This window comes from Actinomadura parmotrematis (genome assembly GCF_019458805.1).
Lineage (GTDB): Bacteria > Actinomycetota > Actinomycetes > Streptosporangiales > Streptosporangiaceae > Spirillospora > Spirillospora parmotrematis.
Window position 1 is genome coordinate 53,131 of record NZ_JAIBOA010000027.1, and the last position, 14,978, is coordinate 68,108.

General features: G+C 73.8%; 14 protein-coding genes. 10 read left to right on the forward strand and 4 right to left on the reverse strand.

All coding sequences use genetic code 11. The annotated features are described in order from the left end of the window. Positions 1-101: 101 nt before the first annotated feature. Positions 102-662, forward strand: coding sequence for a histidine phosphatase family protein (locus K1Y72_RS31070; RefSeq protein ID WP_308287305.1), 561 nt, complete (start codon positions 102-104; stop codon positions 660-662). Here K1Y72_RS31070 and K1Y72_RS31075 read toward each other — a convergent pair. Beyond that, positions 659-1,672, reverse strand: a complete 1,014-nt coding sequence (locus tag K1Y72_RS31075) for an effector-associated domain 2-containing protein (RefSeq protein WP_220170087.1) — start codon at positions 1,670-1,672, stop codon at positions 659-661. The genes K1Y72_RS31070 and K1Y72_RS31075 overlap by 4 nt on opposite strands. A gap of 233 nt (positions 1,673-1,905) precedes the next feature. On the opposite strand from K1Y72_RS31075, the gene K1Y72_RS31080 reads away from it, so the two are divergent. From K1Y72_RS31080 to fxsT, 4 genes are all read left to right on the forward strand, one after another. After that, on the forward strand, positions 1,906-2,238 hold the full coding sequence (locus K1Y72_RS31080; protein ID WP_220170088.1) for an effector-associated domain 2-containing protein: 333 nt from the start codon (positions 1,906-1,908) through the stop codon (positions 2,236-2,238). Then, the gene (locus tag K1Y72_RS31085; protein WP_220170089.1) at positions 2,235-3,740 is read left to right on the forward strand and encodes a VMAP-C domain-containing protein; all 1,506 of its coding nucleotides are present in this window, start codon (positions 2,235-2,237) and stop codon (positions 3,738-3,740) included. Before K1Y72_RS31080 ends, K1Y72_RS31085 begins: the two co-directional genes overlap by 4 nt. 213 nt (positions 3,741-3,953) lie before the next feature. Then, on the forward strand, positions 3,954-5,075 hold the full coding sequence (locus K1Y72_RS31090) for an AAA family ATPase (protein ID WP_220170090.1): 1,122 nt from the start codon (positions 3,954-3,956) through the stop codon (positions 5,073-5,075). Positions 5,076-5,152: 77 nt separating this feature from the next. After that, the gene (fxsT, locus tag K1Y72_RS31095) at positions 5,153-9,523 is read left to right on the forward strand and encodes an FxSxx-COOH system tetratricopeptide repeat protein (protein WP_308287306.1); all 4,371 of its coding nucleotides are present in this window, start codon (positions 5,153-5,155) and stop codon (positions 9,521-9,523) included. Here fxsT and K1Y72_RS31100 read toward each other — a convergent pair. Continuing rightward, the gene (locus K1Y72_RS31100) at positions 9,505-9,741 is read right to left on the reverse strand and encodes a DUF397 domain-containing protein (RefSeq protein WP_220170092.1); all 237 of its coding nucleotides are present in this window, start codon (positions 9,739-9,741) and stop codon (positions 9,505-9,507) included. The two genes, fxsT and K1Y72_RS31100, sit on opposite strands and share 19 nt — an antisense overlap. A gap of 433 nt (positions 9,742-10,174) precedes the next feature. Continuing rightward, the gene (locus K1Y72_RS31105; RefSeq protein WP_220170093.1) at positions 10,175-10,396 is read right to left on the reverse strand and encodes a DUF397 domain-containing protein; all 222 of its coding nucleotides are present in this window, start codon (positions 10,394-10,396) and stop codon (positions 10,175-10,177) included. Positions 10,397-10,688: 292 nt separating this feature from the next. On the opposite strand from K1Y72_RS31105, the gene K1Y72_RS31110 reads away from it, so the two are divergent. Further along, positions 10,689-11,570, forward strand: coding sequence for an NAD-dependent protein deacetylase (locus tag K1Y72_RS31110; protein ID WP_308287307.1), 882 nt, complete (start codon positions 10,689-10,691; stop codon positions 11,568-11,570). 488 nt (positions 11,571-12,058) lie between these two features. Here K1Y72_RS31110 and K1Y72_RS31115 read toward each other — a convergent pair whose 3' ends face one another. After that, complete coding sequence (locus K1Y72_RS31115) at positions 12,059-12,241, reverse strand: YegP family protein (protein WP_220170095.1); 183 nt, start codon at positions 12,239-12,241, stop codon at positions 12,059-12,061. A gap of 286 nt (positions 12,242-12,527) precedes the next feature. Here K1Y72_RS31115 and K1Y72_RS31120 point away from each other — a divergent pair, with 286 nt between their 5' ends. The 4 genes from K1Y72_RS31120 to K1Y72_RS31135 are packed head-to-tail and all read left to right on the forward strand — an operon-like array spanning position 12,528 to position 14,977. After that, complete coding sequence (locus tag K1Y72_RS31120) at positions 12,528-12,992, forward strand: hypothetical protein (RefSeq protein WP_220170096.1); 465 nt, start codon at positions 12,528-12,530, stop codon at positions 12,990-12,992. Further along, positions 12,989-14,218 (forward strand): NRAMP family divalent metal transporter, encoded by a 1,230-nt coding sequence (locus tag K1Y72_RS31125; RefSeq protein WP_220170097.1) that lies wholly within the window; start codon positions 12,989-12,991, stop codon positions 14,216-14,218. The genes K1Y72_RS31120 and K1Y72_RS31125 overlap by 4 nt, the downstream gene beginning before the upstream one ends. Beyond that, positions 14,218-14,637, forward strand: a complete 420-nt coding sequence (locus K1Y72_RS31130; RefSeq protein WP_220170098.1) for a hypothetical protein — start codon at positions 14,218-14,220, stop codon at positions 14,635-14,637. The genes K1Y72_RS31125 and K1Y72_RS31130 overlap by 1 nt, the downstream gene beginning before the upstream one ends. Then, positions 14,624-14,977, forward strand: coding sequence for a hypothetical protein (locus tag K1Y72_RS31135; protein WP_220170099.1), 354 nt, complete (start codon positions 14,624-14,626; stop codon positions 14,975-14,977). Before K1Y72_RS31130 ends, K1Y72_RS31135 begins: the two co-directional genes overlap by 14 nt. Position 14,978: the final 1 nt, after the last annotated feature.

Consider the following 14,978-nt stretch of genomic DNA (forward strand, 5'->3'; position numbering starts at 1 on the left):
CCCACAACCCACTTCGCCCACCATGTCACTTTCCGCCCGCAACCCGCCCCGCCCGACGGCGAACCTCGCCCACCCGCGCCTCCCCTGGCAGGCTCGCACGCGTGACCCTGCGTCTCCTCCTGATCTGCCATGCCCCGACCGAGGCGACGCGGCGGGCGCGCTTCGCCGATCCCGGCGACCTCCCCGAGCCGTCCGGGCTCGCCGCCGCGCAGGCCGTCCGGGGGACGCCGGGCCGTATCACCCGGGCGGTGCGCGGCCCGGAGGCGCGGTGCCGGGCGACGGCCGAGGCGCTCGGCCTCGACGCCGCCGTCCCGGACGACGCCCTCGCCGACCTGGACGTCGGCGCCTGGCGCGGCCTGCCGATGGACGCGGCGGGGCCGGGCCTCGCCGCGTGGCTGGCGGACCCGGCCGCCGCGCCGCACGGCGGCGAGCCCGTCGCCGCGCTGCTGGAGCGGGTGGCGTCCTGGCTGGAGGCGCGGCCCGAGGGTCCCGAGCGCGTCGCCGCCGTCACGCACCCGGCCGTCGTCCGCGCCGCCGTCCTGCACGTCCTCGGCGCCCCCGCCCGAGCCTTCTGGCGCCTGGACGCCGCGCCGCTGTCGCAGACCCGCCTGTCGCGGAGCGGCGGCCGGTGGCGCCTCCGCGAGACCGGCCACGCCCTCTAGGGACCGGGCGGGAAGAGGTGATCGAGGGTGTCCTGGAGGCGGGCGACCGATCCGGAGTCGCCGGTGATGAGGCGCAGCGCGGCGACCAGCTCGCGCAGGCCGCCGGGATGGTCCATGCACGTCTGCACGATGCCGAACACGTCCAGCCGCGCCTCGGGCTGGCGGGCGATCATGTGGGCGATGTCGGGGCGCAGCGCGTCCACGACCCGGTTGCGGCCCTGCTCCCGCGCCATGACCGGAACGTCCAGGACGCGCTCGGCGAGGACGAACAGCAGCTGCGGCGCCAGGAACGGCCGGTCCGCCGGGACGCTCCCGGCACTGGCCGGTTCCGGCCGCGCCCGTTCCACCTCCCCGCGCCGCGGCACGAGGTCGCCCGGCCCGCCGCCGGCGCCCGCCGGGCCGTCCGGCGGGCCGAGCAGGCGCACCCAGCCGGTCGCCGTCGTCTCCTTGGACACCACCTCCAGCGGGCGGTAGAGGGACGGGTCGACCAGCCCCTCGTCGCGCCGGACGACGTCCTCGTGGAAGCGGTCCGACACGATCAGCGCCAGCCGGTGGGCGGCGCCCGCCTCCTTGAAGGCCGGCGCCTCCATCAGCCGGAAGGCGTGGTTCACGGCCGTCCCCACGATCCCGTGCCCGTCGGACTCCATCGCGCCGACGTGCAGCGCGGCCCGCAGCCGTATCGACGCCGCCGCGCTGGCCAGCGCGTGCTGGCGGCGCAGCTCGCCGTCCACCAGGTCGACGAGCGGCGCGAGCAGGACGTCCGCCGGCACCGAGGGCGGCGGGACGACGAACGCGCCGTCGCCCCTGTCCTCGCTGTAGCAGTCGGCGAGGGGCGCCTTCGCCGCGTCGAACGCCCTGGTCAGGCACTCATAGAGTTGCGCCCGCAGGTGGCGCTGGACGTGGTCGGTGCGCTCGGCGGCGCCGAAGGACACGATGTCGCAGGCGAAGATGGGGCAGCGGCCGGTCGGATACCAGCCGGCCCGCACCGCCCCCGGACTCCCCGTTCCCATGCTGGACTCTCCCCGTACAGAACCGGAACCGGACTCCGTCACTGTGCGCTGCGCGGGTGCGCCCGGCAAGGCCGCCCGCGCGGGTCCAGGGGACCACCGCCGCAAGCGTGATCGAGGACACAGACGGCTGCTGTACGGCGGTGTTCACTGGACCCGGCTCCTCTCCCCTTCGGGTTGACGTCATGGTTCACTGACGGGCGACGAGCCGGTGGAGAGCCCGCGAGGACGAGCGCATGACCGCTGCACCGTTTGACGAGCCGGACGGCCGGAACCCCGTGCTGCTCCTGGCGGAGGCGGTGGCGACGCTGCCGTCGTTCGTCCGCCCCGGCGGGCGCGACGCGCTCGTGCGGACGCTGCCGCCCGACATCGCCGCCGCGGTCCGGCAGGACGGCCGCCCCCTGATCCACTCCTTCAGCCTCGTGCAGGCGTGCCTCGACCGGCCCGGCGGGCTCGCCGCGCTCCTCGCCGCGCTGGAGGCGGTGGAGCACGGCTCGGCGCCCATGGCGCGCGTCCGGGCGATCGCGGCGCTGGTGCCCGCCGAGCGGTGGCGGGGTGAGCGCCGTTGAGCGACGGGCTCCGTCCCCTGCGAGCGGGACGCGGCAGGGCCGGCGGCGTCGACGTCGTGCGGGTCGCCGACGCGCTGGCCGACATCCGCCACCTGCACGACGAGAACGGCCGCGCCACCTTCGTCGGCGTCATCGGGGAGGTGCTCGGCGAGGCGCTGCCCGTCGAGCCGGCGCTGCACCTGCGGACCTACGCGTTCCAGGTCGTGCGCGCCTGCCTGGACCGGCCCGGCGGCGTCGCGGCCCTGCTCCAGGGGGTCCACTACATGGCCCGCGGCACCCACGCCGAGGCGCGCGTCCAGCGGCTCCTCGGCCCCGCCGACGACCTGCTGGAACCCGAGGCCGAGGACCACCTGCAGACCCTCCTCAAGGGCCTGCCGGTGCCGCTCCTCGGCCGGATCTTCCAGCTGGCGAGCGGCGGCAGCGGCCCGCCGCCCGACGCGCTGGACGACGCCTGGCAGGCGTTCTCCCTCCTGCTGGACGCCAACAGCATGCCCGGCCGCATGTCCCCGCACCTGTACTACGTGGCGCTGGTCCTGCTGGTGCTGGAGCGGACGGCGGGCCCCGCCGGGGAGCCGGGCTCGGGCGAGTCCTGGGCGGCCGAGCAGCTGCGCGCCTGGTACGACGCCGAGCAGGCCCGGCTCGGCGTCGGGGCCGCCGACGCCGCGGCGGAGCTGGCGCGGATCGGGGCGAGCAGGGAGCTGGGGGCGCTGTTCGAGGACCTCACCATCCACCTGATCGTCCAGCTGGAGGCGGCCGGCCCGGGCCTCGTCCGCGTCGCGCACTGGCACCAGTCCCACCCGCTGCGGTGGCGGCCGCTGCGGGGCGAGGACGCGACGGTCCCGCTCGCGGAGGTCCCCGACGTCGTCCGCGACCTCGTCCGCGAGGCCGAGACCGGCTGGGCCTACCGGCTGCGCGGCTCGCTCATGCTGCAGTTCGTCCTGCCCGACGACTTCCTGGAGGCGGACACCGCGCCCGACGCCTGGACGCGCGACCCGCCCGACGAGCCCTACCCGACGCCCCTCGGCATGGACTACGCGGTCGTGCTGCGCAGCCACCGCCGCATGTACGACCGGACCACCCACCGCCAGTGGTGGGAGCGGTGGGAGACGCTGATGGGCGCGGTGGGGTGCGCCGTGCACCGGGGCGACGGCGCCGACCCCCGCGAGCTCGGCGGGCGGCTGCTGCGCGAGCGCGGCATCGTGGCGTGCGTGCTGTCCTCGCCGCCCACCCGCGAACCCGGCCGGTCCGAGCTGCGCATGGCGCTGCGGATGGGCGTGCCGGTCGTCCTGTGGAACCGGAGCGGGCCGCCCGGCGGCGGGCCGCACGACGAGATGGAGCCGATCCTCGATGGCACCGATCTGCGCGAGCTCCCCGACACCGTCAAGCAGGTCCGGCGGCAGCGGCCGCCGACCGCCGCCGGCGGCGGCGCGGAGATCAGCCTGCTCTACGACAACCCCTGGCACTTCCTGGACGAGGTCCGCCCCCTGCGGCCGCCCGAGTGACACGGCGGCGCGCCCGGCGGGCGGCCCGGCGGGCGGCGCGGCGGACCGGGCCGATATCGGCGACCGTAACCCGTGCCGCAACCGGCCGCGCCCTTGCCATCGGGCGCCCGCCGGGGGAGCGTTGGGGACGACCGTCCGCAGCCGGGTCGACGCCCCCGTCCGCCGGCCGGCGCGGCGCCCGCGCACGCCCCCGGCCGGAGAGAGGCACCGCCGATGAGCGCCGACCAGCCCCCCGGCCGCCCGGCGGCCGCCCCGCGCGACGGGAACGGCGGCGGCCCCCCGGCGGGCGAGCGCCCGCCGGCGTGGTGGCTGTACCACGGCACCGGCCGGCCGCGACCCGATTTCGACCTGCGGCGGGAGCTGCCCGCCCCGCCGCCCTGGCGGACCTTCGGCGGCGGCGACCCGCAACCGCCGCCGCCCGAGGACGACGACTTCGCCCGCCGCCTCGGGCCGGTGGAGAACCTCCGCCCGACCGCCGCCGACCGGGCGGAGATCGAGGCGGTGAACGCCGCCCTCCTGCTCCGGCGGCCGCTGCTGGTCACCGGGCCGCCCGGCGTCGGCAAGTCGTCGCTGGCCTACCGGATCAGCCGGGAGCTGCGCCTGGGCCGCGTCCTGAGATGGCCGATCAGCAGTAGGAGCACCCTGGCCGGGGGCCTCCACGCCTACGACGCCGTCGGGCGGGTCCAGGCTGCCGCCGCGGAGCGCGCCGAACGCAGAAAAAATGATACAGAAACGGATATTGGGGATTTCTTGCGGCTCGGCCCGCTGGGCACCGCACTTCTTCCCCACGCCCTTCCCCGGGTGCTCCTCATCGACGAGCTGGACAAGAGCGATATCGACCTTCCGAACGATCTGCTGGACGTCCTGGAAGAAGGACATTTCCGGATCCCTGAACTGGAGAGAGTAAGCGGGAACTTCCCGCAGGTCAAGGTGCATACCGCTGATCCCGGGGTTAGGGCATTGGTCCGCAACGGGCATGTCCAGTGCGCCGAGTTCCCGCTTATAGTCATCACCAGTAACGGGGAGCGGGCTTTTCCGCCCGCCCTCCGCCGCCGCTGCCTGCACTTCGAGATGGAGGAGCCGGATGAGGAGCGCCTCGCCGACATGGTCGCCGCGCACTTCTCCGGCCATGCCGGGCCCGACGTGCAGCGCATGGTCGCCGACTTCCTGCGGCAGCGCCGGGCGCGCGGCGGACTCGCCATCGACCAATTGCTCAATGCGGCTTATCTGCTGAGGTCCGGGACCGGCGCCGAGACCGACGAGGCCGGCTTTCGGCGAATTCTCGATCTTATTTGGCAGCGGCTGAACGACGTCGAGCTGAAGGCGGTTGAGTGAACAGGCGAGCCCGCGGTGTCCGGCGCCAGGAAACGGCAGCTCCTGACGTCGCCGATACCCGTCTCGCCTTCCTCGACGTGTCCGACGCCCTGTGGCTCGCCGCGCACCGCCACGCCGCCGAGGCCGCCGCCGGCGGGACCCTCGGACCGGACGACCCCGCCCCGCCGGCGCCACCCCCGCCCGCCGGACGCGAGCCGGGCGTCCCGCCGCCCGCCGCGCCGCCGCGCGCGGACCGGTGGCCGGACGTTGCCAGAGAGGCGACAGCGAACGGTGGGGTGCGAGAGCCTGCCGAGGCAGACGATCACCGTGAGATCGGAAGCCGCATGCCCCGCGCCGCCGGCGTTCGCCCGGCCGCCGGCCGCGTGCCGGGCGGCGTCCCGGCCGCCCCGCCGGCCGCCGTCCCGCCGCTGCGCTCCGGCTCGCCCGCCGGCCTCCTGCCGGACGCCCCACCGCTCCCCGCGCGCCGCCTGCTCACCCGCGCCCTCGCGCCCCTCAAGCTGACCGTCGGATCGCGCCTCGGGGACGTGGAGCTCGACGAGGCCGCCACCGCCGAGCGGGCCGCGCAGGACCGGCTCTGGCTGCCGGAGTGCCGGCCCGTCCGCGAGCGCCGGTTCGACCTGGACGTCATCGTCGACGACGGCTCCCTCGCCCGGCTGCACCGGCCTCTCTACGAGGGGTTCGTCGACTGCCTCACCGAGCTCGGCGCCTTCCGGACCCTCCAGGTCCACCTGCTCGACACCGACCAGCGCGACGGCGCCGTCCCGCTGCTCCGCGGTCCCGGCCCCGCACCCGTCCCGCGCCCCGCCACCGGCCCGGGCGGCGGCCTCGCCGGCGTCCCGGCGGGCCGCCACCTGGTCATCGTGCTCACCGACGGCGCGGGCGCCGCCTGGCACTCGGGCGCCGCGCAGCGGCTGCTGGCCCGCTGGGGCGCGACGGCCGCGGTCGCCGTCGTCTGCCCGCTGCCGCAGCGCACCCTGCGCCGCACGGGGCTCGCCGTCCGGTCCGCGACCGTCACCGCGACGGCCGCCGGCACGGCCAACGGCCGCTACCGGATCGGCGGTCCGGCCGGCGGCCGCACGGCGGGCGAGGTGTGCGTCCCCGTCCTGGGGTTCGACCCCGACCGGCTGCACGACTGGGCGGAGCTGGTCGCCTGCGTGCGGCCCCGCTGGCACGGGCGGGCGGTCTTCTGCGCGCCGGACACCGCCGGCGACGCCGACCCGCCCGGAACCGGACGGGAGCCACCGGACCGCCGGGCGCGGCGCGGTGATCCCGACGCCGCCGCCGAGCTGGTGGACCGCTTCCGCGCCGCCGCTCCGCGGACCGCGTTCGACCTCGCCGTCTCGCTGGCCGCCGCCGCGCCGCTCAACACGCACGTCATGCGGCTGATCCAGCGCGAGCTCGTCCCGCGCTCGGGACCGTCCGACCTCACCGAGCTGCTCGGAAGCGGCCTGCTACAGGTTTTGCCGCCGGCCGCTCCTCGCCCGCCCGCCGAAGCGCTGGACGCCGCCACCTACGATTTCGTCCCCGGCGCGCGGGCGCACCTGCTGGCCGAGGGCCGCCGCTCGCACACCGCCCGCGTGCTGACCACGCTCAGCACGCACCTGGGCGACCTGATCCCGGTCCTCGGCGATCTCGGCGAGGTCGTCGCCGCACCCGGCGAAGCCCCGCCGCCGAACCTCACCCGCGACAACGTCGCCGTCGCCGCGCCTCTTCTGCACGCCCTCCGGGCCCTCTCCGGCAAGTACACGCCCCGCGCGAAAGCACTCGAACGCTCGGTAGAGGAGATCACGGAAGGGGCCTCTCCTTCCGCCGGGCCGGAAATCACGGCCGCCGATACCGGCGGCGATGACGACCGATCGGAACACGCGCATCCCGTCAAGCTCTTCCCTCCCCCGCCAGGAGTCGGTGTGACTATCAGGGACACCCCGCCCGCGCCCCCGAGAAGCCCCGAAGAGCCGCCTCCCATATGGGGGAATATACCGGCAAGGAACCGGAATTTCGTGGGGCGCGATGAAATACTCGAACTACTTCATGAACGCCTGTCCCAGGGCACGACGGCCGTTCTTCCCGAAGCGCTGCACGGAATGGGCGGCGTCGGGAAATCGCAGATCGCCATCGAGTACGCGCACCGGCACTCCACCGACTACGACCTCGTCTGGTGGATCCCCGCGGAGCGGCCGGGCCAGATCCAGCAGGCGCTCACCGAGCTGGCATCCCAGCTCAACCCGCTGATCAGTCCCGAGGCCAACGTCGCCGTGCCGGCCGTACGCGAGGCGCTCCGCCTCGGCCGCCCCTACCGCAACTGGCTGCTGATCTTCGACAACGCCGAGCAGCTGGAGGACGTGCAGAAGTTCTTCCCCACCAACGGGCCCGGGAAGATCCTGGTGACCTCGCGCAACCAGGCGTGGACGACGGTCGCCAACTCGCTGGAAGTGGACATCTTCAAGCGGGTGGAGAGCAAGAAGCTGCTGAACCTGCGCGGCCCGGGCCTCAGCGACGGGAGCGCCGACGAGCTGGCGTCCCTCCTCGGCGACCTGCCCCTCGCCATCGAGCAGGCGGCGGTCTGGCTCTACGAGACCGGCATGCCGGTCGACGAGTACCTCACCCTGTTCAAGGAGAAGCACGACCGGGCCGTCGAGCTGCTGGGCGACACCGCCCCCGCCGCCTACGACCTGCCGGTCGCCGCCGCGTGGAACGTCTCGCTGGACCAGCTCCGCGAGTCCAATCCGGGCGCCCTGCGGCTCCTCCAGGTCTGCTCCTTCTTCGCGCCCGAGCCGATCTCCCGCCGGCTGTTCAGCGGCGCCCGCCACGTCGACGGCCCGCCCGAGCTGCTCGACGTCCTGGGCGACCCGATCAAGCTGTCGCGCGCCTTCCGCGCCATCAACCAGTACGCCCTCGCCAAGATCAGCCACGGCACCGGCACGATCGCGCTGCACCGCCTCGTCCAGCGCGTCCTGATCGACCAGCTCACCGCGCAGGAGGCCGCCGAGCTCAAGCACTGCGGCCACCAGATGCTCGCGCAGGTCGACCCCGGCGACCCCGCGCTCAGCGAGAACTGGAGCCGCTACGCCGACCTGCTCCCGCACGTCCAGTACTCCGGCATCATCGACTGCGACGACAAGTGGGCGCAGCAGCTCGTCCTCAACGAGATCAACTTCCTCTGGCAGTGGGGCAACCACGACGGCTTCCTCGGCCTCTCCGAACGCGTCGTGCGGGCGTGGACCGACCGGCTCGGCGACGAGGCCGAGCAGACGCTGGCCGCCGGGCAGCTGTACGGGCGCGCGCTGCGCATCCTTGGCCGGTTCACCGAGGCCTACGAGCAGCACCTGCACGTGCGCGACATCTTCATGAAGAACCACGGCCCCACCGACGAGCGGACCCTGGAGGCGCAGACCCTGCTCGGCGCGGACCTGCGCTATCTCGGCAGGTTCACCGAGGCGCTGGAGCTGGACCGCGCGTCGTACGAGGTGATGCGGCGCCGCTTCGGCCCGAACGAGCCGATGACCCTCGACCAGGCCCACCTGCTCGCCATCGACCTGCGTCTCACCGGCGACCCGCGCGCCGCGCTGGAACTCGACACGAGGACCCGCGACACCAAGGCGCTCGAACTCGGCGAGAACCATCTCAAGACCATGGCCACCCACGTCGCCGTCGCGATCGACGAGCTGGAGCTCGGCCGGTACACCGTCGCGCGCGACCAGCTGCGGCAGATCGAGCAGCGCTACCGGACGCTGTTCGGCGAGGACAACCCCGGCACGATCGAGACCCTCAACGTGCTGGCGGTAGCCGAGCGGAAGACCGGCGCGCACGAGCGGGCCGCCGAGCTGTCGGAGAAGGCGCTGGCCACGTCCCGGATCCGGTACGGCGACCTGCACCCCGGCACGCTGGCCGCCGCCCTCAACCACGCCATCAGCCTGCGGCAGATCGGCGACCTCGAAGGGGCCGTCCGGCTGTCAGAGGGATCGGGCCGGCAGTACGCCGAGCTGTTCGGCCCCGACCACCCCAACACCCCCACGTCGCAGGTCAACCTCGCGGTCACGCTGCGGCTCGGCGGCCGCCCGAACCAGGCCCTCCAGCTGGACGAGGCGGCCCTCGCGAACCTCACCCGGTCGATGGGCGAGGAGCATCCGCGGAGCATCGTGTGCGCGATCAACCTGGCCAGCGATCTCGCCGCGCTCGGCCGCGTGGACGAGGCGCTGGAGAGGGGCACCGCGACCATGGCCGTCAGCGAGCGGATCCTCGGCGAGGACCACCCGACCTCGCTGGCCTGCTCCCTCAATCTCGCTTTCGACATGCTCGCCGCCGGCACCGACGAGGACGCGGCGAAGGCGCGGCTGAACGAGACGCTCACCCGCTACCGGGAGGTGTTCGGCCCGACCCACCCCGCGACGCTGGCGGCCGTGCAGAGCATCCGCGCGGACTGCGACATCTACCCCATTCCAGTCTGATCCCCCGCTCCGGCCGATGAGTCGAGCCGGCCGGAACGGATCGCCTCCAGAAGAGCGGCCGCCCCGCTCCGGGAAAGAGCCAGCCGGGCACGACCGGGATCCCTGCTGTCCCTGACCAGGATGCACGCGTCCAGCGAGGCGAGGCTCACACATCCGGTGCTGTCCGACCGCGAACTCTTGCGCCAGACGATCTCTCCCGCTCCACCCTGGCTGATCATTTGACCTCTTCCACCCTCTATCGAGGCTCAGTCGACCGAGTGAATGGGGACGCCGCTGTCCACCGGCCACATTTATCGCAATGTGTCGCGTTCAATTGTTTGACGGTCTTTCGAGGATCGAACGAACATGCCGTGCCATATCACACCCGACCGCATAACGCATTCGCGTCCACTCTAGGTCGGGGGAAACAGGATGTCCAGGCGGGAAGTCGACAGAGCACTTGACCCGGCGCCTGTAATGGAAAGCACATAAATACGGTTAACTGGCACCCGCAAGACGCCGCGCGGCCCTGGGCTGCGCATCCTCGCTTTATGCGCCGATGGACGTACGCTCCGGTTCAGGAACGCAGTGTCACCACCCCGACCGGACGCGCCACCGGGAGGCGGGGAGCGCTCCGACCCCCGCCTCCCGGCCTAATGCGACAGGGCGCCGTTAAAGGTCCAGGTCGCCGTTCTTCACCGCGCCCAGCAGAGCGCGCAGCTCACCGACCGAGAAGGCGAGCGCCGGCCCGTCCGGGTTCTTGGAGTCGCGCACGCCGCGCATTCCCCCGGCCGGCGCGAGCTCGACGCAGGTACCGATTTCCGGGTCGCCGCTGTAGGTGCTTTTGCGCCACTTGAGAGACGCCACGGTCGTGGCGGCCAGGATTCGAGCCATTTCCCTTACTCCCCGTTGCACTGGTAATGGAATACCCGGCACGACCGGACGGCCCTGCCGCGGCTCCGCCGAATCTACCGCTAGGATCTTGCCTGCGGGGCGCACTCGGAAAAGCCTGGCAACATTTGGGGAATATCCAGAATATCCCTTCAATCCTCGCGTTCGAACATGTTCCACGCTTTAGCACCCGGCTGGTTTATGAATGGCGACCGGCACGGATCCGTCCATTCACCGCCGCGCTCCCGCCCGGCCTGGGCGTCCGGCATCGCGCGCGGCGAGGCAGTATGGAGGGGTGAGCGTTGCGGGGGTGGGGGTCGAGGCGGCGTTCGAGCTGCTCGGCGAGCTCGTCGGCGAGGGCGAGGTGGTGGTGCTGAGCGGCGCCGGGCTGTCCACCGAGTCCGGCATTCCGGACTACCGGGGGCCGACGGGGCGGCGGCGGCCCGCGACGCCGATGACGTACCAGGCGTTCACCGGCAGCGCGGCCGCGCGGCAGCGGTACTGGGCGCGCAGCCATGTCGGCTGGCGGCACGTGACGGGGGCGGCGCCGAACGCCGGGCACCGGGCGGTCGCCGAGCTGGAGCGGCGCGGCCTGGTCGTCGGGACGGTCACCCAGAACGTGGACGGGCTGCACCGCGCCGCCGGGACGCGGGAGGTCGTCGAGCTGCACGGTGCGCTGGACCGGGTGCGGTGCCTCGGCTGCGGCGTCCGGTCGTCGCGGGAGGAGCTGGACGCGCGGCTGACGGCGGCCAACCCGGGCTGGAGCGCGGTGTCCGACGAGGTGAACCCCGACGGCGACGTGGTGCTGCCGGACGCGCTGGTGGAGGGGTTCCGGACGGTGGACTGCCTGCGGTGCGGGGGCGTGCTGAAACCCGACGTGATCTTCTTCGGGGAGAACGTGCCGGGCGAGCGGGTGGCCGAGTGCTTCGGGCTGGTCGAGCGGGCCGGGCTGCTGCTCGTCCTCGGGTCCTCGCTGGCGGTCATGTCGGGCTACCGGTTCGTGCGGCGCGCGGCGGAGCTCGGAACGCCGGTCGCGATCGTCAACCAGGGCGAGACGCGCGGCGACGCCGACGCCCTCCTGACCCTGGACCGCCCCCTGGGCCCCACCCTGACGGCTCTGGTGGACCACCTGGGAAGCCCCGCGTCAACCGACCACCCCGGCCATCCCGCCTCCTGACCACCTCGGCCGCCCAGTCGTCAGCGGACCGCCCCGGCCAGCCCGCGCCAGCAGCCCCCGGCCGGCCCGTGGCAGCGGGCCGCCTCAGGCCGGTTGGTGTCCTGGCAGGGGTCGCGAGGGGACGCCGCCGGGCATGGCCGCCCGAGTGGCCAAGAGTCGAGATGCGGCGTGTCGGGCACTTTCGGTCCTTGTAGCGCCCGCCATGCCGCCCCCAACGAGCGGTGACCACCCGGTCGTCCGACGTTGACGTGCGGCGTGTTGCCTGGTGGGAGCGTTCCCATGAGGCAACACGCCGCACGTCGACGAAGGGCGACCGGGTGGTCAGTGGCGCGCGACCGCCCCGGCCACGCGCGCGAGGGCGCTACCTGGCCGCGCGGGGCGATGCCGGAGGCGAGCCCCGCGCGGGCAGATCGCGAAGCGATGTCGCGCTCGCCCGAGGCGCGGTCAAGGGGTGAGCCGCCAGGCGAACCCCTTGGGCCGGGACTCGATCAACCCGTCTGGTCGTCGAGTTCGGCGTTGGGGGCGTTCTTCTTGACGGACTCGATGCCGTTGACGGCGGCGGACTTGCTCTCGTAGCTCTCGCTGGTCGCGATCACCTGCCCGTTGGTGGCCAGCAGGTTGAAATGGAACTTGCCGGTGCTGCCCTTCTTCAGGACGAACTTGGCGGCCATCGTGTGCTCCTCTCCAGCGGGGCGCGGCGTTCCGGACACGCTGCGCGTGGCCCTCATGCTGCCCAGCAAAGGGGACATGACACAGAAATCGCCGCTAGCTGGCAAAACACGTAAAAGTCGCAGGACGTGGCCCGTTCCGGCCGTCCCGCTTCAAAAGATCATCGTGGGGTAGACGAGGTCCGGAAGCGGGAGGCGGGACGATGGATCAAGGGCTGGTGCTGCTGGCCGCCTGGGGCATGTGGCTGCTGCTGGTCGCGGCGCTCGGGTACTTCCTGGCGCGCGGCCGGTGAGCGCGCGGGTGCGGGTGCGGCGGGCCGGGACGGCCGTGGTGGCGGCGGCGGTGCTCGCCGCGTCCGGCGGCTGCGCGAGCAGTTCGCGGAGCGACGGGGACTGGCGGCGCAAGACCGCCGAGACGGCCGAGGCCGCCGCGTCGGCGGTGCGGACCGCGGAGATCGGCGTGCGGGCCGCCAAGGGCGGCAAGGCGACCGGCCCCTACCTGTCGGTGCTGTTCAACGACGCCGACAAGGACCTGAACGAGGTGCAGAGCGGCTACCTGTCGCGGCAGCCGCCGAGCGTGGGCGCCGACAACCTGCGGGCCCGCGTCTCCGACCTGCTGGACGAGGCGGTGGACGCCCTGGACGCGCTGCGCATCGCGGTGCGGCGCGGGCAGATCGGGAAGCTCGCCGAGATCGGCAAGGGACTGCCCGCGCTCGCGGGGCAGCTCGAAGCGGTGCAGGAGGACCTGACGTGAAGCGCCTGCTCGCCGTCACGCTCGGCATCCTCACCGCCATCGGCGGGTTCGTCGACATCGGCGACCTCGTCGCGTCGTCGCTGGTCGGGGCCCGGTTCGGGTTCGCGCTCGTCTGGATGCTCGCGGTCGGCCTCGTCGGCATCTGCGTGTACGCCGAGATGGCGGGGCGGGTCGCGGCGGTGGCGGGGCGGCCGACGTTCGACCTGGTCCGGGAGCGGCTCGGCCCGCGCATCGGGCTCGCCAACCTCGCCGCGTCGCTGCTGGTGACGCTGCTGACGCTGGCGGCCGAGCTCGCCGGCGTCGCGCTCGCCGTCGAGCTGCTGAGCTCGGTGCCGTACCTGCTGTGGGTGCCGGCGGTGACGCTGCTCGTCTGGCTGGTCATCTGGCGGGTGCGGTTCGAGACCATGGAGCGGATCTTCGGGCTGCTCGGGCTGGTGCTCATCGTGTTCGTCGTCGCGGTGTTCCGGCTGGACCCGTCCTGGGGCGACGTCCTGCACCAGGTGACGCACCCCGCGGTGCCGCAGGGCGAGGGCGTCCCGACGTACCTGTACTACGCGATCGCGCTGTTCGCGAGCGCGATGACGCCCTACGAGGTGTTCTTCTTCTCCTCCGGCGGCATCGAGGAGAAGTGGAAGCCGAAGGACCTGGCGACGGTCCGCGTCAACGCGTTCCTGGGGTTCCCGCTCGGCGGCCTGCTCGCCCTGTCGATCATGGCGGCGGCGGCGCTGCTGCTGCACCCGGCCGGGGTCAGCGTGGACCACCTGTCGCAGGTGGTGCTGCCGACGTCGGTCGCGCTCGGCAAGTTCGGCCTCGGCCTCGCCCTCATCGGGGTGTTCGCGGCGACGTTCGGGGCGTCGCTGGAGACGGCCCTGTCGTCGGGGTACACCGTCGCGCAGTACTTCGGGTGGCGGTGGGGGAAGACGGCGGCGCCGCGCACCGCGTCCCGGTTCCACCTGGTGGTGATCGTGGCGCTGCTGGCGTGCTCGGCGCTGATCCTGACGGGCCTGGACCCGGTGAAGGTCACCGAGTACTCGCTGGTGTTCGCGGCGGTCGCGCTCCCGCTCACCTACCTGCCGATCCTGGTGGTCGCCAACGACCCCGAGTACATGGGCGAGCACGCCAACGGGCGGCTCGCCAACACGCTCGGCACGGTCTACCTGGTGATCGTGCTGGTCATCTCCGTCGCGGCGCTGCCGCTCATGCTCGCCACGAAGGCAGGTCAGTGATGACGGTCCACGGCCCCGACCCCGACGAGCGCGCGCCCGGCCGCGCCTACAGCGCCCGGTTCCACTGGCTGGACCGGCAGGTCGTCGCCGACGACGGCACCCCGATCAGCAAGGTCGACGACCTGGAGCTGGACGGGCGCGACGGCCGCCTGTACGCGACGGCGGTCCTCGTCGGCCCGGACGCGCTCGCGCCCCGGCTGCGCGGCCGCCTCGGCCGCCTCGTCGCGGCCGTCGCGCGGCGCCTCGCCGCGGCCGAGGGCGGCCGGCCGCCGCGCATCGACCTCGCGGACGTCGCCGCGGTCGGCGCGGCGGTGACGCTCCGCCCGTCCACCGGCGACCTGCGCGTGCACGCCCTGGAGGACTGGACCAGGGCCAACGTCATCGAACGCATCCCGGGAGCGCGCCATGCGTCTGGCTGACCTGATCGACGCCCTGGTGCTGGACGGCGCCGGGGACCTCGCCGGGCGCGTCACCGACGTCCGGCTGGTCGAGACCGCCGACGGGCTCGTGGTGGACGGCCTGGTGGTGTCGCCGAAGCGGCGCGGCCGGCTGCTCGCCTGGGACCACCGGCCGGTGGAGCGGCCCCGGATCCTCGGGGCGATCGCGCGGGCCGGGTCGCGGCGCGCGCGGTGGGTGCCGTGGGACGCGGTCGCCTCGCACGAGCCGCCCGGACGCCTCGGCGACCTCGGCACCGTCCGCCTCGACCGGGCCTCCGCCGACCTCGTCCCGCTCGCGGACGCCCAGCGGGAATGGGCCTGAC

Bases quoted from the DNA above. Each gene is read 5' to 3' on its own strand.
- K1Y72_RS31115 (WP_220170095.1), bottom strand. From the start codon at position 12,241: ATGGCCGCCAAGTTCGTCCTGAAGAAGGGCAGCACCGGCAAGTTCCAT.
- K1Y72_RS31105 (WP_220170093.1), bottom strand. From the start codon at position 10,396: ATGGCTCGAATCCTGGCCGCCACGACCGTGGCGTCTCTCAAGTGGCGC.
- K1Y72_RS31100 (WP_220170092.1), bottom strand. From the start codon at position 9,741: ATGATCAGCCAGGGTGGAGCGGGAGAGATCGTCTGGCGCAAGAGTTCG.
- K1Y72_RS31090 (WP_220170090.1), top strand. From the start codon at position 3,954: ATGAGCGCCGACCAGCCCCCCGGCCGCCCGGCGGCCGCCCCGCGCGAC.
- K1Y72_RS31075 (WP_220170087.1), bottom strand. From the start codon at position 1,672: ATGGGAACGGGGAGTCCGGGGGCGGTGCGGGCCGGCTGGTATCCGACC.
- K1Y72_RS31130 (WP_220170098.1), top strand. From the start codon at position 14,218: ATGACGGTCCACGGCCCCGACCCCGACGAGCGCGCGCCCGGCCGCGCC.
- K1Y72_RS31080 (WP_220170088.1), top strand. From the start codon at position 1,906: ATGACCGCTGCACCGTTTGACGAGCCGGACGGCCGGAACCCCGTGCTG.
- K1Y72_RS31135 (WP_220170099.1), top strand. From the start codon at position 14,624: ATGCGTCTGGCTGACCTGATCGACGCCCTGGTGCTGGACGGCGCCGGG.